Raw genomic sequence first — 17,342 nt, 5'->3', positions numbered from 1 at the left:
TCAAACCTCCGTGAGCAAGCCGCCCGCCGCGACTGTGATCGACAGCAGCGCGCCATGTCCGACCTGAACTTGCAGCAACTGCTCACGGGGCAGCCCCCGCGCCTGGGCAAGCAGCAAACGCATGACGCCGCCATGACTGATCAGCAATACCCGTTCGCCGGCATAAGCCTGCTGCAAACGCTGCACGGCGGCCAGGACCCGCGTCGAGAACTCAAGCACCGGTTCGCCATTGGGCGGCGTGAAGCTGTAGGGATCGGCCCAGAACAGTCCCAATCCCTCGGCATCGGTTTCCATGAGCTGTGCGGCGCTGTGGCCTTCCCAATCGCCGAAATGCAATTCCTGCAACCCAGGTTCCAGGCTCAACGGTAGCGCCAGTTGCTCGGCCAGTTCTTCGGCGAAACGCGCGCAGCGTTGCAACGGCGAGCTGACGATCCGCTCCCATGGCCCGCCGTCGATGACCGCCGCACGCATTTGCCCCCAGCCGAGATCGGTCAGGGCATCGTCGAGGCTGCCGCGCATGCCGCCGCCGAGTTCGGTTTCGCCGTGGCGCAGCAGGTCCAGGTGCAAGGTCATGCCGGGCGGTCTGCCACGGCGGCTTCAGCGAAAGTCGCCATGCCGTTGTGCAGCTGACAGGCCAGACGTACCAGCGGCACCGCCAGCGCCGCGCCGCTGCCTTCGCCCAGGCGCAGGCCCAGATCCAGCAACGGTTCAGCCTGCAGGGTTTCCAGCAAATGACGATGTCCAGGTTCCGCGCCACGGTGGCCGAACAACAGCCATTCGCGACACGAGGGATTCAAGCGCACCGCCACCAGCGCAGCGACGCTACAGATAAAGCCATCGACCAGCACCGCGATGCCTTCCTGGGCGCAGGCCAGATACGCGCCAACCAGCGCCGCAATTTCAAAACCGCCCAGACTGAACAGGCTTTGCACTGGATCGCCCGCATGCTCGGCATGCAGTACCAGCGCGGCTTCAATCACTTGGGTTTTATGGGCGATGCCCGCCGCATTCAGACCAGTACCGGGACCGACCATCAGCTGCGCGGCGCATTCCAGCAACGAGCAGGCCACGGCACTGGCCGACGCCGTGTTGCCGATGCCCATTTCGCCGCCCACGAACAGTTCGCTGCCCACCGCCTTGGCGCGCAACACGCTGTCACGTCCGGCCTGTAAAGCCAGCAATCCTTGTTCCTGAGTCATCGCCGGGCCCTTGGCGAAGTTGGCCGTGCCCGTACCGATCCGCAAATGGCGCACGCCCGGCAAATCCAGCGGCGCGACGGTGCCCAGATCCACCACATCCAGTTGCGCGGCCAGTTGCTGCGCCAGCACGCTGATGGCCGCGCCGCCGGTGACGAAGTTGTGCAGCATCTGCCCGGTCACTTCCTGAGGGTATGCAGAAACACCTTCAGCCACCACGCCATGATCACCGGCGAAAATCGCGATCCACAGCGCGTCGGCGTGGGGTTTGACCCGCCCCTGCAAACCGGCGAGCTGCACCGCGACCCGCTCAAGCTGGCCGAGAGAGCCGGCAGGTTTGGTCAATTGTTGCTGACGCGCCAGCGCTTCTTCGCGGACTGCCGCGTTGGCGGCCTGTGCGGGATTAAGCCACCAGGAATTACTCATAATGCGGATCCTTTCAACGTCAGTGGCAAGCCGGCAACGGTCAACACCACGCGTTGGCAACGTTCGGCCAGGGCTTGATGCAACAAGCCGGCTTCGTCGACATAACGGCGGGTCAACTCACCGAGGGGCACGACGCCCAACCCGGTTTCATTGCTGACAAAAATGATTTCGCCCGGCAGCAGCGCCAGGCAATCGAGCAGCGCCTCACGCTCCAGCGCCAGACGCTCGGGGTTTTCCAGCAATAATAAATTGGTCAGCCACAACGTCAGGCAATCCACCAGCAGGCAATGGTCCGGCGCGGCGTTTTCCCGCAGCACCCGGCTCAGTTCAAGCGGTTCTTCGATCAACCCCCAGTGTTCCGGGCGGCGCTGACGATGCAACGCGACACGCTGGTTCAGCTCGGCGTCCACCGGCTGGCTGGTGGCGATATAAATGACGTTCAAACGCGACTCGCTGGCCAGTTTTTCCGCCAGGCGACTCTTGCCGGAACGCGCCCCGCCGAGGATCAGTTGCAGCATATGTGTGCGCCTCTCCATCAGAAAAAATACAAATCCCTGTAGGAGCCAACTGGTTGGCGAAGCGGTTCCAGCCACAACACCTCGCCAACAAGTTGGCTCCTACAGCGAAGCGGTGTCAGACAGGCCGCATAATTCGCGCAACAACGCGCCGTCGAGATGCTTCTCGACCAAATCCGCCAGTCGCTCGATATCCCGCTCGCGCAGCGCGTGGTAATCCACTTCCTGCACGTTTTCCAGCCCCGCCCAACGCAACAGCGCGCTGCAGGCAGCGGGCGTTTCGAACAGGCCGTGCAGGTAAGTACCAAAAATCTGACCGTCGACGCTTTGCGCGCCGTCGCAGCGATTGTCATCCAGCTGCACCGCCGGACGCTCCAGCGCCGCGCCGCTGGTCACGCCAGCGTGAATCTCATAGCCGCTGACCTCGACACCTTCGAGCAACAGTCGGCCACGCACATTGCGTAGCTGTTTGTGTTCTTCAAGCACAGTGCTCATGGCCAGCAAACCCAGGCCTGGACTTGATCCGGCCGCACCTTCCAGCCCCAGCGGGTCATGCAATTGCTCGCCGAGCATCTGCAAGCCGCCGCAAATGCCCAGCAGCTTGCCGCCGTAACGCAAATGCCGGGCGATGGCGCTGTCCCAGCCATTGGCGCGCAGATAAGCCAGGTCGCTGCGCACGCTTTTCGAGCCGGGCAGGATGATCAAATCAGCGGGCGGAATGGCCTGACCGGCCCCCACGAACTGCAAATTGACTTGCGGGTGCAGGCGCAGCGGGTCGAAATCAGTGTGATTGCTGATGCGCGGCAAAATCGGCACCACCACGTTCAGCACCTGTTCGACCTTGTCGGTCTGGCGCTGATCGAGGCCGTCTTCCGCCTCCAGATGCAGATCCATGACATACGGCAGCACGCCGACCACCGGTTTGCCGGTGCGTGCTTCGAGCCAGTCCAGCCCCGGTTGCAGCAAGGCGATGTCACCGCGAAAACGATTGATGATGAAGCCTTTGACCCGCGCCTGCTCGCTGGGCGACAACAGCTCCAGCGTGCCGACCAGGTGCGCGAACACCCCGCCGCGATTGATATCGGCGATCAGCAGCACCGGGCAATCCACTGCCTCGGCAAACCCCATGTTGGCGATATCGTTGGCGCGCAAATTGATCTCGGCGGGTGAACCGGCGCCTTCGACGACGATCACCGGATACTGCTCGCCCAGCCGTCGATGGGACTCCAGCACCGCTTGCATCGCGATTTCTTTATAGCCGTGATAGGCCACCGCATTCATGGTGGTGACGGCGCGGCCATGAATAATCACTTGCGCGCCGGTGTCGCTATTGGGCTTGAGCAGCACGGGGTTCATGTCGGTGTGCGGTTGCAGCCCGCACGCCTGGGCCTGCACCGCCTGGGCACGGCCGATCTCGCCGCCGTCCGCCGTCACCGCACTGTTGAGCGCCATGTTCTGCGGTTTGAACGGCACGACGCTGACGCCCTGACGCGTCAGCCAGCGGCACAACGCCGTCACCAATGTGCTTTTGCCGGCATCAGACGTGGTGCCTTGCACCATCAAGGTGGTCATGAATTTTCCTGATTGAATTCGCCGAGGGCGTGGTCGAGGCGTTGCCAATCCGCTTCATTGCTGGGCAGGCCGAAGCGCAGGCTGCTGTGGTGCGGGCCTTCATCGAGAAACAGGCGCAGCAGAATGCCGCGCCGGGCGCAGAACTCATGCAACGCGCACGCACGGGGCGTGACCAGCCATTGAAACAGCGCGCAGCCGCCGTGTGGCGTAAGGTCGTGTCGCGTCAGCAATTGCACCAAGCGCTGACTGGCCTGACCGGTGCGCTGGCGTTGATGGTGATGGCCTTCGGTGTCGCGCAGGCAAGCCGCGCCGATTTCCCGGGTCGGACCGCTGACGGCCCAGGGCCCGATGTCGTTGGCCAGTAACTTGAGCAGATGCGGTTCAGCCAGCACAAAGCCGAGCCGCGCCCCGGCCAGACCGAAAAACTTGCCGAACGAGCGCAACACGATCAACCCGGTGCGCCAGGTTTCGGCAGCAAGACTCAGGCCCGGCGTGTTGTCCATGAAAGCTTCATCCACCACCAGCCAGCCGCCCCGCTCCGCCAATCGTGCATGCCACTTGAGCAGTTTTTCAGGGGTCAGGTGCAGGCCGGTGGGATTGTTGGGGTTGACCACCACCAGCACCGTGAAGCTGTCGAGAAAATAATCGACTTCGTGCTCCAGCACTTCCCGGACCAGAAAACCGGCGCTGCGCCAGGCCTGGGCATGCTCGGCATAACACGGCGACAACACGCCGACCTTACCGGCGCCACGCAAGCGCGGCAGAGCTTGAATCGCCGCCTGGGAACCCGGCACCGGCAACACTTGGGGAGCGCCGTAGTAAGCGCAGGCGGCTTGTTCCAGGCCGTCGTCGGTTTCCGGCAGTCGTGCCCAGGCTTGCGGCGCAATCGGTGCGATCGGCCAGGCCCAGGGCGCAATGCCCGTGGAAAGATCCAGCCACTCATTTTCGGCAATGCCGTAATCGCGCGCAGCAGCACGCAGTCGACCACCGTGTTCAAGCATAGAATTCAGCTCCCACACACAAAATCAGCAACCAAAGCCAGACACCGCGCTGCACCAGTTGCCAGCCTCGGTCAATGGATTGCGCGTCGGCGGGCACGCCCTCGCCCAGCTGCGGGCGCTGGTGCAGCTCGCCGTGATAAATCGCCGCACCGCCCAGTTCGACTCCCAGCGCACCGGCGCCAGCCGCCATCACCGGACCCGCATTGGGGCTGTCCCAGGTCGGGCCCTGGGTTCGCCAGCAGCGCAACGCGAGTCGGGTTTTGCCCAATAGCGCGTAGGTCAACGCCACCAGACGCGCAGGAATGTAGTTAAGCAGATCATCGATTTTGGCCGCCGCCCAACCGAAACGCTCGAAGCGTTCGTTGCGATAGCCCCACATTGCATCAAGCGTATTGCTCAATCGATACAACACGACGCCCGGCGCACCGGCGACCGCAAACCAGAACAGCGCGGCAAACACGGCATCGCTGCCATTTTCCAGTACGGATTCGGTGGCGGCGCGGGCGACTTCAGTCGCATCCAGCTCCGAAGTCTGGCGGCTGACCAGATAGCCGACCCGCCGCCGCGCTTCGTCAAGATCGTCGGCGCGCAACGCCTGGGCCACCGGCTCGACGTGCTCGCCAAGGCTGCGCAGGCCAAGCGCGCAATACAGCGCGAGGATTTCCACCAGCCAGCCTATATAAGGCAGCCAGCTCAGCAGCGTGGCCAGCAACGTCAACGGCACCACGGCCAGAAACCACGCCGTGACGCCATGGCTACGCCAGCCGCGTCCACCAGAATTGAAGCGCCGCTCGATGCGATCAGCAAAGCGCCCAAAGGCCACCAGCGGATGCGAGCGCTTCGGCTCGCCCAGCAACGCATCCAGCGCCACCCCGGCGACGCTCAACAGCGCCACACTCATTGCCTGACTCCCCATTGATTCTCGTAGAGCATTTCATCGAGCGGCCGTTCTTGGGTCCAGCCTTCCATGACCAGCATCGGCGACGGATAAAACTCGTTGACCGGCCCCAGACACAACACTGCCAGCGGCTTGGCACCGGCCGGCATACTTAATAGATCGGCCAGCGCCTGGGGTTCGAACAACGACACCCAGCCCATGCCCAGCCCTTCGGCGCGCGCCGCCAGCCACAGGTTCTGAATGGCGCAGGACAACGAAGCCAGGTCCATTTCCGGCAACGTGCGGCGGCCAAAAATGTGTTTCTCGCGATCATCCATCAGCGCGGCGACCAGCACTTCCGCGCAATCTTCGATGCCCTCGACCTTAAGCTTCATGAAATCGTCGGCGCGCTCGCCCATCGCTTCAGCGGTGCGCAGCCGTTCCTGCTCGACCTGCGCCTTGATCTGCGAACGCAAGGCCCGGTCGGTAATGCGAATGAACCGCCACGGCTGCATCAAACCGACGCTGGGCGCTTGATGCGCCGCACCGAGCAACCGCGCCAGCAGTTCCGGCGCAACCGTGCCGCCGCTGAAATGGCGCATATCCCGGCGTTCGGCAATGGCTCGATACACCGCAGCGCGCTCGTCGGCGCTGAACGCTTGGTCATTCATGGCTTGAAAAGCGCCGCAACCGCTTGGGGATTGGAAGGGAAGTAGAAATGTACGTAGGACGCCGTCATGCGTCCGTCGCGATAGACCGCCTCCGCGCCGCGCCCGCCGTTGGGGCTGATGCCACGGGCGATAGGCTGCAATTCAGTGCTGGTCAGCGAATGGTGATAAGTGTGGCCGCGCAATTCACCTTCCGGCAACGCGACGGTTTGCAGCGCCAAAGCCGCCAGACGCTTTTGCATGACCGCTTCACCGGCGAGCAAGCCCACCAATTCGGCGCGCTGGCCGTCGACATCGGTCAAGGCGTCGAGCAGATACAACATGCCGCCACACTCGGCCAGCAAGGGTTTGCCCGCCTGATGATGCTGGCGAATCGCGTTGAGCATCGATGTGTTCTGGCTCAAGGCCAGATGGTGCAGCTCCGGGTAACCACCGGGCAGGTACAGGCTGTCGGCGGCTGGCAGAACGCTGTCACGAATCGGCGAGAAAAACACCAGCTCGGCACCCATGGCCCGCAGCAGATCGAGACTGGCGCCGTAAGTGAACGCAAACGCTTCGTCGTGGGCGACGGCAATCGTCACGCCTTCCAGCAAAGGTTCGGCTGGTACAAGGTCCGGCGCAGCGAAGGTCACCGCAGGCGGCAGTTCGACTTCGCAGGTGCTGGCCAACGCTGCGGCGGCCGCATCCAGTCGCACATCCAGATCGTTCAGTTCACTGGCTTGCACCAGTCCCAAGTGCCGACTTGGCAATTCGATCCCGGTTTCCCGGGACAACGCGCCGTACCAGCGCAGGCCTTCAGTGAGGCTGCCTTCGAGCAACTGCGCGTGACGCACGGTGCCGACCCGATTGGCCAATACACCCGCGAACGGCAGGTCCGGCTGATACCGCGCCAGGCCCAGGGCCAGCGCGCCGAAGGTCTGGGCCATGGCCGTGCCGTCGATGACGCCCAGCACCGGCACGCCGAAATAACGCGCCAGATCAGCGCTGGAAGGCGTGCCGTCGAACAGGCCCATCACGCCTTCGATGAGGATCAGATCGGCTTCACCCGCCGCTTGCCACAACAGGCGCCGGCTTTCATCGGCGCCGACCATCCACAAATCCAGCTGATACACCGGCGCACCGCTGGCGCGCTCAAGAATCATCGGATCGAGGAAGTCCGGGCCGCACTTGAAGACGCGCACCTTGCGACCCTGATTGCGATGCAAACGGGCGAGCGCGGCGGTGACGGTGGTTTTGCCCTGGCCGGAGGCCGGTGCGGCGATCAGGACCGCCGGACAATGACGCGGTTCACTCACAACTCGATGCCTTTTTGCGCACGGATACCGGCCTGGAAGGCATGTTTGACCACGGTGATTTCCGACACGGTATCGGCCATGTCGATCATTTCCGGTTTGGCGCCACGGCCGGTGACAATCACGTGCTGCATCGGCGGGCGGGCTTGCAGGTCGCCAAGCACGCGCTCGATGTCCAGATAACCGTGCTTGAGGGCGATGTTCAGTTCGTCGAGGATCACCATGCCGATGGCCGGATCACGGAGCATTTCCAGGGAAACCTCCCACGCAGCTTCGGCGGCGGCGATATCGCGCTGGCGGTCCTGGGTTTCCCAGGTATAGCCCTCGCCCATCACGTGATAGCGAACCTGCTCGGGGAAACGCCGGAAGAAGAACTCCTCGCCCGTGCTGTTGCTGCCTTTGATGAACTGCACGACGCCGCATTGCATGCCGTGGCCCATGGCCCGGGCCAACATGCCAAATGCAGAACTGCTTTTACCTTTGCCGTTGCCGGTCAGGACCAGCATCAGCCCGCATTCATTGGGTGCGCTGGCGATGCGCTGGTCCATCACGAGTTTTTTGCGCAGCATGCGCGCCAGATGGCGTGCGTTGCGTTCGGGGGATTCGTTCATCTCAGCTCTCCGCTTGAGGGCACGCGAAAGCAGACGGCAGGCAATAGCAAATGACTGGCAGCACGACTTTCGTCATGCCCAGAGCATCGCCCGCCGTGATGCTGTTGAATGGATCAGGCCGGTCTCCGGGCTCATGAGCGGGAAAATCCCGACTGTGCGCCTTCCCATGTCCTGGGGACACAGTGGCATGAAGCACAGCTTCACTCATCTACCGTTGCGGGGGCAGCACCGGGATTGGTCGCCCTGGGCGTCCTTACCGGTTTCCCTGTTTCACTCAAGCAATCCGGGGATTTTGAGCACCTGAAACAAAGGGCGCAGGTTAGAGGCTTGAGACTGGAGCGTCAATCAACACAGCAACCAGTTGAACCTCGAAAGCGCAGGCGTCTCTATCTCTTACTGGAACACTGCCCGTAATGGAGATCGAACATGTTCAAGCTCAGACCACAGTTCGCGGTATTGCTACTGGTTGCAGGAGGCCTGGCGGCCTGCGGCGAATCTTCGACCCTGCAAGTCAACGACGGCACGGGGCCGTCGCCAAAGCTGCCGGAACCGAACAAGACGCTGATCCCGACCGTCAACATCGCGCCGGCGGTGGGCTGGGAAAAAGACGCCAGACCCATCGCCGCCAAAGGCACGCAGGTCGCCGCGTTTGCCGAGCACCTGGACCACCCGCGCTGGCTGTACGTGCTGCCCAATGGTGACGTGCTGGTGGCGGAAACCAACTCGCCGCCCAAGCCTGACGACAATAAAGGCATTCGCGGCTGGGTCATGGGCAAAGTCATGGGCCGCGCCGGGGCCGGTGTTCCAAGCCCCAATCGCATCACTTTGCTGCGCGACAAGGACCACGACGGCATCGCCGAAACCCGCACGGTGTTCCTGGAAAACCTCAACTCGCCGTTTGGCATGACGCTGGTGGGTAACAAGCTGTACGTGGCCGACACCGACCGTCTGATCAGCTTCCCGTATCAGGACGGCCAGACCTCGATCAGCGCGCAACCGACCAAAGTCGTCGATCTTCCCGGCGGCACGCTGAATCACCACTGGACCAAGAACGTCATCGCCAGCAAGGACGGCAGCAAGCTCTACGTGACAGTCGGCTCCAACAGCAACGTCGCCGAGAACGGCCTGGCCGCCGAAGAAGGTCGCGCAGCGATCTGGGAAGTGGACACCGCGAGTGGCGCCCACCGCATCTTTGCTTCAGGCCTGCGCAACCCCAACGGCATGGATTGGGAACCCACCACCGGCAAACTCTGGACGGCGGTCAACGAGCGTGACGAAATCGGCAGCGATCTGGTGCCGGACTACATCACCTCGGTGCAGGACGGGGCTTTCTACGGCTGGCCGTTCAGCTACTACGGCCAGCATGTGGACGTGCGCGTGACGCCGCAGAATCCGGAGCTGGTGGCCAAGGCTATCGCCCCGGATTACGCAGTCGGCCCGCATACCGCGTCACTGGGTCTGGTGTTCGCCGATGGCAAGACGTTGCCGGCGCCGTTCAATGAAGGCGTATTTATCGGTCAGCACGGCTCCTGGAACCGCAAACCGCACAGCGGCTATAAGGTGCTGTTCGTGCCGTTCAGCGGCGGCAAGCCGAGCGGCGCGCCGATTGACCTGCTGACCGGCTTCCTCAACGCCGACGAAAAAGCCCAGGGTCGCCCGGTCGGTGTGGTCAATGATCATCAGGGTGGTTTGCTGGTGGCGGATGACGTGGGCAACAAGATCTGGCGAGTGACAGCGGCCAAGTAAGGGCCCGCTGGAGCGAGGCTTGCCCGAGAATCAGGCGCCGCGGTGGACTATTCCCACCGCGTTATCATTCTTCGCGGGCAAGCCTCGCTTCAACGAACTGGCTTCAGCTACGGATTACGCGCCAGGCTCGATGGCTGAATGACGCGCTTGGCATTCAGGTAAGCGCGCTGCCAATACGGTTTGTCCAGGCTGTCCAGCTTGACCGTGCCGCCTGTGGCTGGCGCATGCACGAAACGCCCTTCCCCGACGTAAATCCCCGCATGGCTGACCTGCGAGCCACCGCCTGTGGCAAAGAACACCAGGTCGCCGGTCTGCAACTGTTCACGGCCCACGTTCGGCGCACGCATGCCGATCATGTCGCGGGTCGAGCGAGGCAGGGCAATGCCTGCCGCGTCACGGTAGACGTAACCGATCAGACCGCTGCAATCAAAACCGGAATCAGGGGTGTTGCCGCCCCAGTGATAAGGCGTGCCGACCAGACCGAGGGCGCGAAACATCACGTCTTCGATAGCCGGGGAGAAACTTTCAGGAGGGGCAACCAGCATCGGACGTTGGACAATCCGGGGCTTGGCGGTTGGCGCAGGCGCGCTGGCGCAAGCGCCGAGCAAGGCAGCAAGAGTAATGACCGCGAGGCGCATCGTAATCGACATGGATACAACAACCTGAGCTGGATGCGGCTGCTTGCCGAGGGCGCTAAATGCGCAAAACAGGCTTATAGCCTGTTTTTGCGTAACACAGTAGTGATTACTTGTGGCGTTTGAGCGTAGTCGAGGTCATTGCAGTTGTCTGCGGCGCGATATTAGGCGATTCCATCGCCAGGGCACGCTTGGCCTCGATGAACGTCTTGCTCCAGTACACATCGTCCAGGCTGTCGACGCGAACACCGCCACTGCGACGGCTGCTGGAGTGAATGAACTGATTGTCGCCCAGGTAGATGGCAGCGTGGCTGACACGACCGCGACCGGCAGTGCTGAAGAACAGCAGATCGCCCGGTGCCAGATCGTTGCGCTTAACCAGTGGCGCATCGATGTTGATCATGTCGCGAGAAGAACGCGGCAGGCTCATGCCCGCTTTTTCCCGGAACAGATAACCGATGAAACCGCTGCAATCGAAACCGGTGCTGGTTGAGGTGCCGCCGAAACGGTAGCGGGTACCGATCAGGGATTTGCCACGCTCAAGGATGCTGTCAGCCAGGGCTGGCAGTTGATAAGGTTTGTTGTCGGCAAACTGAGCCAGTTCGGCTTCAGTGGCCAGTTCTTCCTGCAACACCGAGCGATCGGAGCGGCTGACGGAAGACTGCGCGGTGATCTGCGTCTTGTACTGCTGTTGCTGCGTATCGTGTTGAGATACCGGCATATTGGCCGAGCAACCGAACAGCAGTGATACGAGTGCGAGAGGCACGAGGGGTGCGAAGCGAGCTAGCATGGGCACAACCGTGGCTGACTGTTAAGGTGGCGAGACTATGCCAACTATGATCCTCATTTGCAAATTCAATCGAACTATATGTGACTTACCAGTTCGCTCATGACATGTGCTGCCCGGCACTGCAAAAAAGCGTCCATCTGCGGACTCTGATCGGTAGGCGTCAAATTAATCTCCGCCGTAAAACCGCCGCAAACCCTTGTCCTGAATAGGGGTTCATGGATGTAGGGGAAGCTTGCGGTGGTGCCTATGCTCAACACCGCATCAAAGCCTTTTGCCATCTCTTGATGCAGGGTTTCGAGCGCCAGCTCCGGCAGCATTTCCTCGAATAAAACGACGGACGGTCGCAGAATGCCACCACAGTGACTGCACAGCGGCGGCAATGGGCGGTCCAAGTGCGCAGTCCATTGCGGGTCTTGCGCCGCGCACGACTGGCAATAAACCGGTGCCAGCTGACCATGAATTTCGATCACACGTTCAGGCGGGCTGCCCGCAGCGCGGTGATATCCATCGACATTTTGCGTCAGCACCCAGCACTCGGGCTTCTTGCGTTGCAACTGGGCGATGGCGTAGTGCGCCTCATTGGGCTGTGCGCCGAGGCAGGCCTTGGCCAGTTGCGCGATGTATTTCCAGCACAGCGCAGGATCGCGGCGCAGCATCGGGCCGGACAGGGCCATTTCGATAGGCAAGCCATCAGCGGTCTTGTCGTTGTACAAACCGCCGACGCCGCGATAAGTCGGCAAACCCGAATCAGCAGACAGCCCGGCGCCGGTGATGATCAGAATTCGTTGGGCATGTCGCAACGCTGCTGCAACCTGCAACACCAACGCCTGATCTACCACCCCAGCGTCTCTTTGAGGAACGGGATGGTCAGCTTGCGTTGCGCCTGCAAGGACGCCTGATCGAGGCGCTCAAGCAGCTCGAACAAGGCGCTCATGCTGCGTGTGCCGCGCGTCAGGATGAAATGCCCGACCTCATCGGTCAGGTGCAGCCCGCGTCGCGAGGCGCGCAGTTGCAGGGCGCGCAGCTTGTCTTCGTCCGACAGGCCACGCATCTGGAACACCAGAGCCATGGTCAGGCGCGATTTCAGATCGGGGAGTTTGACCGGCAGTTCACGGGGCGATTGCGAAGCCGCGATCAACAGGCGACGACCACTGTCGCGCAGCCGGTTGAACAAGTGGAACAAGGCCTCTTCCCACTCGGGCTTGCCGACCACAACCTGCAGGTCGTCGAGACAGACCAGTTCGTATTGTTCGAGGTTATCGAAGAGTTTGACGCCTTGATCAATGACTTCCGCCAGCGGTAGATAGACTGCCGGCTCGCCCATCTGCTCGAAGCGCAGGCATGCGGCCTGCAACAGATGCGTGCGTCCTACGCCGTCCTTACCCCAGAGATAGATAAGGCTTTCGGTCCAGCCTGCGTCGGCTTCGCACAGCCGCTCCACGTAGCCGAGTGCGGCGGCGTTGGCGCCTGGATAGTAATTGATGAAGGTGGCGTCATCACGCAGACGCACACCCAAGGGCAGCTGAATCGGTTTCATGCTGGCTGAACAGCTCATGTGAGCCGTTAGGGGCCTCTGTGTAAAGTGTGCAAAGTTTATACCCGTCAAGCGGGCCACACAATGCGCGAGACCATAAGGAAAATCAAAGGTTTGCGTGCTTTGCGAGGTCGCCGAACAATTGCCGAGACAAATCCTGCAATAAAAAAGGACGTGCGCACTCGGCGTGTGCCACGTCCTTCGCGATGCAGCAATTGGTCCTACAACTCCGGGTCGCCCATGCCGCCGTAGATGTCCGAGTCCTTATAAAGGTCATGAACATGCCGCACGAGCACCATGATCACCGCCGCCACCGGCAGCGCGAGGAGGATGCCGGTAAAACCGAACAGTTCGCCGCCCGCCAGAATCGCGAAAATCACCGCCACCGGATGCAGACCGATGCGATCGCCCACCAATAGCGGCGTGAGCACCATGCCTTCCAGCGCCTGGCCGACCATGAACACCGCAATGATGCCCATCATCGGATACAGGTCGCCGCCGAACTGGAACAAGCCGGCAATCAATGCCGCGCCGATGCCGATCACGAAGCCCATATAAGGCACGATGGCCGCCAGACCGGCGATTACCCCGATCAACAGGCCCAGTTCCAGGCCAACCAGCATCAGCCCCGCCGCGTAGATCACGCCCAGCGCCACCATCACCAGCAATTGGCCACGGATAAACGCGCCCAGCACTTCATGGCATTCGCCCGCCAGCTTGACGATCTGGCCTTCGCGATGACGCGGCAGCAGGCTGCGCACCTTGCCCATCATCACGTCCCAGTCACGCAGCAGGTAAAAGCACACCACCGGGATCAGCACCAGATTGGTGATCAGGCCAATCAGCGCCAGACTCGACGCGGTCGCCTTGGACAGCACGATACCAACGATATCGCCGGTCTGGCCCATGTGCTCGGAAATCGCCGCCTTGACCTTGTCGAACTTCCAGAACCCGTCGGCAAGCCCGAATTTGGCCTGAGCCCACGGCAGCGCCGTGTGCTGCAACCAGTCGAGCATCTGCGGCGCGAGCTCATACAGGCGGAACAATTGCTTGGCCAGCATCGGCACCAGGACCAACAGCAACGCCAACAGAATCAAGGTGAACAAGGTAAATACCGCCACCACGCTCAAGGTCCGCGACAACCCGGCTTTCTCCAGCCGATCCGCCAGCGGATCGCCCATATACGCCAGCAGCAGCGCTACCAGAAACGGCGTGAGAATCGCGTGCAACAGGTAAACAAACAGGAACAGCAGGACAATCCCGCCGAGCCAAAACCAGCGCCGTGTGTCAGTCATCAAAGTCCCTCAGCTTTATAAGATGCAGCGTTGCGTGAATCATCACCGCCGCTTACCAGCGAAAGTGCAATTGTGGTCCCGCCGCCGGAACGATCATCGGCGCGGCGCCCGGTGCAGCAGCGGCGCCATCGACTGGCGCGCTGGCTATAGAAGGAGAAGACGCCGCCACTTCCCCGGCAGGCACTTCCTGCAACTTGGCCAGCGACAACTGCGCACGCAGCTGATCGGCGTTGGCGCTGACGTCATAGGTGATCCGCTCGCCATCGACCGATTTGAGACGCGCACCAAAAGGCTCAAGCAAACGCATCAATTGCGCGTAACGCTCCAGATTCATGCCCTGCACCTCCAGCGACAAACCGCTGGCAGCGCCGGGCTTGACCACGAAGCGCGGCGCCAGACGCTGGCTCACCGCCAACAGCACGGCATCGGCCAATGCGTCGGAGGTCGCGCCCGTGGCGGTGCCTTGTTCGCGCTGCTCGCCCAGCCATAAACGCCATTTACCCTGCCACTGGCCGCCCTCTTCCTTGGCATGCACCGCCAGCAACGCGTCGGCGCCGTAGCGTTCGGACGCTTCCTTGAGCGGCGTCGCGTCGGTGCCTTCCAGATTCTTTGCGGTGCCGACGCCTTGCTCGCCAAGATCAGCCAGCGGCAGGCGCAACGGCAAGCCGCGATGCTGGGCCGCACGCCGCAGCGGTTCGGCCGCGCTCTGACCGTCGCCCACCAGATTCGAGCCATCAGTTGCGTCATTCAGCCACCAGCCAAGGATGGTCGGCCGATTGCTGCCCCAGATCGGCAGACCGGCCTGGCGCAACGAACGGTCGGTGCTGGCGGGATCGAAATCCACCAGCAGCGATTCCGGCGGACCGGCCTCGTAGCCGAACTGACTGATGATTTGTTGCGGATTCTTGCGCAGCTCGGCCAGCGCCGGGCCTTGCACTGACTTGCTGTCGCCAGTCAAACGCAGCACCAGCGTATCCAGCGCGGCCTGGGTGGCGCGGGTGCGCTCATCCGGGGTCTGGCCGCTGACCGGCTCGCGCACCTGATAAAGATTGTTGACGGTTTCGGCGAAGCTCGGCAGACAGATGAACGACAGGCAGCCGGCGAAGAATATTTTTGAGAGACCCATGGACAGTTCCCGAACAGAAAAGCGGCAGAAAAATAACCGTAACTCGATGGCTGACTTGCCTGAGACCGCAGAGCAAGGCCATTCATTCAAATTCAAGTGCAGGCTACACCTTAAAGAGGCCTCGCCAAACGAGCCAGAGCGCTCGGGACCGGGTTTATTTTGTATCGATCAAGCCTGCCCGTCGGCCTAAGGATGGCCGCTGCCGCCCAAGCCTGATAAAATCGCGCGCCTTCGCAGACTGGCGATGGTGGCGGCCCGAAAAACTGCATTGCACGCAGGTGCAGTTTTCCAGTGGCCCCGCCGTTTCCGTCGATCCCACCCGAATCCCCCCTAAAGGCCTGGATTATGAGCAAGCAACCCTCCCTGAGCTACAAAGACGCCGGTGTAGACATCGACGCCGGCGAAGCATTGGTCGAACGCATCAAGAGCGTTGCCAAGCGCACCAAGCGCCCGGAAGTCATGGGCGGTCTGGGTGGCTTCGGCGCCCTCTGCGAAATCCCGGCTGGCTACAAGCAGCCCGTGCTGGTTTCCGGCACCGACGGTGTCGGCACCAAGCTGCGCCTGGCCTTGAACCTGAACAAGCACGACACCATCGGCATCGATCTGGTCGCCATGTGCGTCAACGACCTGGTGGTGTGCGGCGCAGAGCCGCTGTTCTTCCTTGATTACTACGCCACCGGCAAGCTCAACGTCGAAACCGCTACCCAGGTAGTGACCGGCATCGGCGCTGGCTGTGAACTGGCGGGTTGCTCGTTGGTGGGCGGCGAAACCGCCGAAATGCCTGGCATGTACGAAGGCGAAGACTACGACCTGGCCGGCTTCTGTGTTGGCGTTGTGGAAAAAGCCGACATCATCGACGGCTCCAAGGTCGCTGCCGGCGATGCCCTGCTCGCCCTGCCGTCCTCGGGTCCGCACTCCAACGGTTACTCGCTGATCCGCAAGATCATCGAAGTGGCCGGCGCCGACATCGAAAACATCCAGCTCGACGGCAAGCCGCTGACCGAACTGCTGATGGCGCCAACCCGCATCTACGTCAAATCCCTGCTGAAACTGATCAAGGACACTGGCGCAGTCAAAGCCATGGCCCACATCACCGGCGGCGGTCTGCTGGACAACATCCCCCGCGTGCTGCCAAAAGGCGCCCAGGCTATCGTTGACGTCGCCAGCTGGCAGCGTCCAGCGGTATTCGACTGGTTGCAGCAGCAAGGCAATGTGGCCGAAAACGAAATGCACCGCGTGCTGAACTGCGGCGTGGGCATGGTTATCTGCGTCGCTCAAGAGCACGTTGAAACGGCGTTGAACGTACTGCGCGAAGCCGGCGAGCAGCCTTGGGTGATCGGTCAGATCGCTACCGCTGCCGAAGGCGCTCCACAAGTCGAGCTGAAAAACCTCAAGGCGCACTGATGCCTGCAACCTGTGATGTGGTGGTGCTGCTGTCCGGCACCGGCGGCAACCTGCAAGCCATGATCGACAGCTTCAAGGACGGGGATCATCCCGTCCGCATCCGCGCGGTGATCTCCAACCGCGCCGATGCGTTCGGTCTGCAACGCGCCCGCGATGCGGGTATCGAAGCCTGCGTCCTTGACCACAAGGCGTATGACGGTCGCGAAGCGTTCGACGCCGCGCTGATCGAGCTGATTGACACCTTCCAGCCGCAACTGGTGGTGCTGGCCGGTTTCATGCGCATCCTCAGTGCCGGCTTCGTCCGGCATTATTACGGCCGCCTGCTGAACATCCACCCGTCCCTGCTTCCTCTCTATAAAGGCTTACACACCCATCAACGGGTGCTGGAGGCTGGCGACGCCGAGCACGGCTGCAGCGTGCACTTCGTTACCGAGGAACTCGATGGTGGACCGCTGGTCGTACAGGCAGTTATTCCGGTAGAGTCCAACGACTCTGCGGCAAGTCTGGCGCAACGCGTTCATGCCCAGGAACATCAGATTTATCCGCTGGCCGTCCGCTGGTTTGCCGAAGGCCGCTTGAGCCTTGGCGAAGAAGGTGCATTATTGGACGGTCAGTTACTCGCGGCTCATGGCCACTTGATACGAACCTAGGAGA

Annotated in this window: 18 protein-coding genes and 1 riboswitch; of the genes, 3 read left to right on the top strand and 15 right to left on the bottom strand. The window is 62.0% G+C overall.

Features of this window, described 5'->3' with window-relative positions:
• From cobC to cobO, 9 genes are all read right to left on the bottom strand, one after another.
• Nucleotides 1-573 carry an alpha-ribazole phosphatase family protein gene (cobC, locus tag CFII64_RS02320; protein WP_020289143.1) on the bottom strand — a complete coding sequence of 191 codons (573 nt, stop codon included), beginning with the start codon at nucleotides 571-573 and terminating at the stop codon, nucleotides 1-3.
• On the bottom strand, nucleotides 570-1,622 hold the full coding sequence (cobT, locus tag CFII64_RS02315; protein WP_020289142.1) for a nicotinate-nucleotide--dimethylbenzimidazole phosphoribosyltransferase: 1,053 nt from the start codon (nucleotides 1,620-1,622) through the stop codon (nucleotides 570-572). The genes cobC and cobT overlap by 4 nt, the downstream gene beginning before the upstream one ends.
• On the bottom strand, nucleotides 1,619-2,140 hold the full coding sequence (cobU, locus tag CFII64_RS02310) for a bifunctional adenosylcobinamide kinase/adenosylcobinamide-phosphate guanylyltransferase (protein ID WP_020289141.1): 522 nt from the start codon (nucleotides 2,138-2,140) through the stop codon (nucleotides 1,619-1,621). Before cobU ends, cobT begins: the two co-directional genes overlap by 4 nt.
• A gap of 99 nt (nucleotides 2,141-2,239) precedes the next feature.
• On the bottom strand, nucleotides 2,240-3,709 hold the full coding sequence (locus CFII64_RS02305) for a cobyric acid synthase (protein WP_020289140.1): 1,470 nt from the start codon (nucleotides 3,707-3,709) through the stop codon (nucleotides 2,240-2,242).
• A complete protein-coding gene (gene cobD / locus CFII64_RS02300; protein ID WP_020289139.1) occupies nucleotides 3,706-4,710 on the bottom strand; it encodes a threonine-phosphate decarboxylase CobD in 1,005 nt (334 codons plus the stop codon). Before cobD ends, CFII64_RS02305 begins: the two co-directional genes overlap by 4 nt.
• A complete protein-coding gene (gene cbiB / locus CFII64_RS02295; RefSeq protein WP_020289138.1) occupies nucleotides 4,703-5,611 on the bottom strand; it encodes an adenosylcobinamide-phosphate synthase CbiB in 909 nt (302 codons plus the stop codon). The genes cobD and cbiB overlap by 8 nt, the downstream gene beginning before the upstream one ends.
• The gene (bluB, locus tag CFII64_RS02290) at nucleotides 5,608-6,258 is read right to left on the bottom strand and encodes a 5,6-dimethylbenzimidazole synthase (RefSeq protein WP_020289137.1); all 651 of its coding nucleotides are present in this window, start codon (nucleotides 6,256-6,258) and stop codon (nucleotides 5,608-5,610) included. Before bluB ends, cbiB begins: the two co-directional genes overlap by 4 nt.
• Nucleotides 6,255-7,550, bottom strand: coding sequence for a cobyrinate a,c-diamide synthase (locus tag CFII64_RS02285; protein WP_020289136.1), 1,296 nt, complete (start codon nucleotides 7,548-7,550; stop codon nucleotides 6,255-6,257). The genes bluB and CFII64_RS02285 overlap by 4 nt, the downstream gene beginning before the upstream one ends.
• On the bottom strand, nucleotides 7,547-8,158 hold the full coding sequence (cobO, locus tag CFII64_RS02280; protein WP_020289135.1) for a cob(I)yrinic acid a,c-diamide adenosyltransferase: 612 nt from the start codon (nucleotides 8,156-8,158) through the stop codon (nucleotides 7,547-7,549). The genes CFII64_RS02285 and cobO overlap by 4 nt, the downstream gene beginning before the upstream one ends.
• 98 nt (nucleotides 8,159-8,256) lie before the next feature.
• Nucleotides 8,257-8,477, bottom strand: a riboswitch (cobalamin riboswitch).
• A 107-nt stretch (nucleotides 8,478-8,584) separates the two neighbouring features.
• On the opposite strand from cobO, the gene CFII64_RS02275 reads away from it, so the two are divergent.
• Nucleotides 8,585-9,904, top strand: coding sequence for a sorbosone dehydrogenase family protein (locus tag CFII64_RS02275; protein ID WP_020289134.1), 1,320 nt, complete (start codon nucleotides 8,585-8,587; stop codon nucleotides 9,902-9,904).
• A 107-nt stretch (nucleotides 9,905-10,011) separates the two neighbouring features.
• Here the strand turns inward: CFII64_RS02275 and CFII64_RS02270 are convergent, their stop codons facing one another.
• The 6 genes from CFII64_RS02270 to CFII64_RS02245 form a co-directional block, all read right to left on the bottom strand.
• Nucleotides 10,012-10,554 carry a C40 family peptidase gene (locus tag CFII64_RS02270; RefSeq protein ID WP_020289133.1) on the bottom strand — a complete coding sequence of 181 codons (543 nt, stop codon included), beginning with the start codon at nucleotides 10,552-10,554 and terminating at the stop codon, nucleotides 10,012-10,014.
• A 94-nt stretch (nucleotides 10,555-10,648) separates the two neighbouring features.
• Entirely contained in the window at nucleotides 10,649-11,329 is a 681-nt protein-coding gene (locus CFII64_RS02265) for a C40 family peptidase (protein WP_154232435.1), read from the bottom strand.
• A gap of 74 nt (nucleotides 11,330-11,403) precedes the next feature.
• Nucleotides 11,404-12,168: an NAD-dependent deacylase gene (locus CFII64_RS02260; protein WP_020289131.1), complete on the bottom strand. Its 765-nt coding sequence runs from the start codon at nucleotides 12,166-12,168 to the stop codon at nucleotides 11,404-11,406.
• Nucleotides 12,162-12,866, bottom strand: coding sequence for a DnaA regulatory inactivator Hda (gene hda / locus CFII64_RS02255; RefSeq protein WP_020289130.1), 705 nt, complete (start codon nucleotides 12,864-12,866; stop codon nucleotides 12,162-12,164). Before hda ends, CFII64_RS02260 begins: the two co-directional genes overlap by 7 nt.
• A 218-nt stretch (nucleotides 12,867-13,084) precedes the next feature.
• Nucleotides 13,085-14,158 carry an AI-2E family transporter gene (locus CFII64_RS02250; protein WP_020289129.1) on the bottom strand — a complete coding sequence of 358 codons (1,074 nt, stop codon included), beginning with the start codon at nucleotides 14,156-14,158 and terminating at the stop codon, nucleotides 13,085-13,087.
• 52 nt (nucleotides 14,159-14,210) lie between these two features.
• Nucleotides 14,211-15,284 carry a DUF2066 domain-containing protein gene (locus CFII64_RS02245; protein ID WP_020289128.1) on the bottom strand — a complete coding sequence of 358 codons (1,074 nt, stop codon included), beginning with the start codon at nucleotides 15,282-15,284 and terminating at the stop codon, nucleotides 14,211-14,213.
• 345 nt (nucleotides 15,285-15,629) lie between these two features.
• On the opposite strand from CFII64_RS02245, the gene purM reads away from it, so the two are divergent.
• A complete protein-coding gene (gene purM, locus CFII64_RS02240; protein ID WP_020289127.1) occupies nucleotides 15,630-16,688 on the top strand; it encodes a phosphoribosylformylglycinamidine cyclo-ligase in 1,059 nt (352 codons plus the stop codon).
• Nucleotides 16,688-17,338, top strand: coding sequence for a phosphoribosylglycinamide formyltransferase (purN, locus tag CFII64_RS02235; RefSeq protein WP_020289126.1), 651 nt, complete (start codon nucleotides 16,688-16,690; stop codon nucleotides 17,336-17,338). The genes purM and purN overlap by 1 nt, the downstream gene beginning before the upstream one ends.
• Nucleotides 17,339-17,342 lie beyond the last annotated feature (4 nt).

This window comes from Pseudomonas sp. CFII64 (assembly GCF_000416235.1).
Classification (GTDB): Bacteria; Pseudomonadota; Gammaproteobacteria; order Pseudomonadales; family Pseudomonadaceae; genus Aquipseudomonas.
This window is presented reverse-complemented; position numbering and strand designations above follow the sequence as displayed.

Coding starts and splice junctions, on each gene's coding strand:
- cobC (WP_020289143.1), bottom strand. CDS start 573: ATGACCTTGCACCTGGACCTGCTGCGCCACGGCGAAACCGAACTCGGC.
- cobT (WP_020289142.1), bottom strand. CDS start 1,622: ATGAGTAATTCCTGGTGGCTTAATCCCGCACAGGCCGCCAACGCGGCA.
- cobU (WP_020289141.1), bottom strand. CDS start 2,140: ATGCTGCAACTGATCCTCGGCGGGGCGCGTTCCGGCAAGAGTCGCCTG.
- CFII64_RS02305 (WP_020289140.1), bottom strand. CDS start 3,709: ATGACCACCTTGATGGTGCAAGGCACCACGTCTGATGCCGGCAAAAGC.
- cobD (WP_020289139.1), bottom strand. CDS start 4,710: ATGCTTGAACACGGTGGTCGACTGCGTGCTGCTGCGCGCGATTACGGC.
- cbiB (WP_020289138.1), bottom strand. CDS start 5,611: ATGAGTGTGGCGCTGTTGAGCGTCGCCGGGGTGGCGCTGGATGCGTTG.
- bluB (WP_020289137.1), bottom strand. CDS start 6,258: ATGAATGACCAAGCGTTCAGCGCCGACGAGCGCGCTGCGGTGTATCGA.
- cobO (WP_020289135.1), bottom strand. CDS start 8,158: ATGAACGAATCCCCCGAACGCAACGCACGCCATCTGGCGCGCATGCTG.
- CFII64_RS02275 (WP_020289134.1), top strand. CDS start 8,585: ATGTTCAAGCTCAGACCACAGTTCGCGGTATTGCTACTGGTTGCAGGA.
- CFII64_RS02270 (WP_020289133.1), bottom strand. CDS start 10,554: ATGTCGATTACGATGCGCCTCGCGGTCATTACTCTTGCTGCCTTGCTC.
- CFII64_RS02265 (WP_154232435.1), bottom strand. CDS start 11,329: ATGCTAGCTCGCTTCGCACCCCTCGTGCCTCTCGCACTCGTATCACTG.
- hda (WP_020289130.1), bottom strand. CDS start 12,866: ATGAAACCGATTCAGCTGCCCTTGGGTGTGCGTCTGCGTGATGACGCC.
- CFII64_RS02250 (WP_020289129.1), bottom strand. CDS start 14,158: ATGACTGACACACGGCGCTGGTTTTGGCTCGGCGGGATTGTCCTGCTG.
- CFII64_RS02245 (WP_020289128.1), bottom strand. CDS start 15,284: ATGGGTCTCTCAAAAATATTCTTCGCCGGCTGCCTGTCGTTCATCTGT.
- purM (WP_020289127.1), top strand. CDS start 15,630: ATGAGCAAGCAACCCTCCCTGAGCTACAAAGACGCCGGTGTAGACATC.
- purN (WP_020289126.1), top strand. CDS start 16,688: ATGCCTGCAACCTGTGATGTGGTGGTGCTGCTGTCCGGCACCGGCGGC.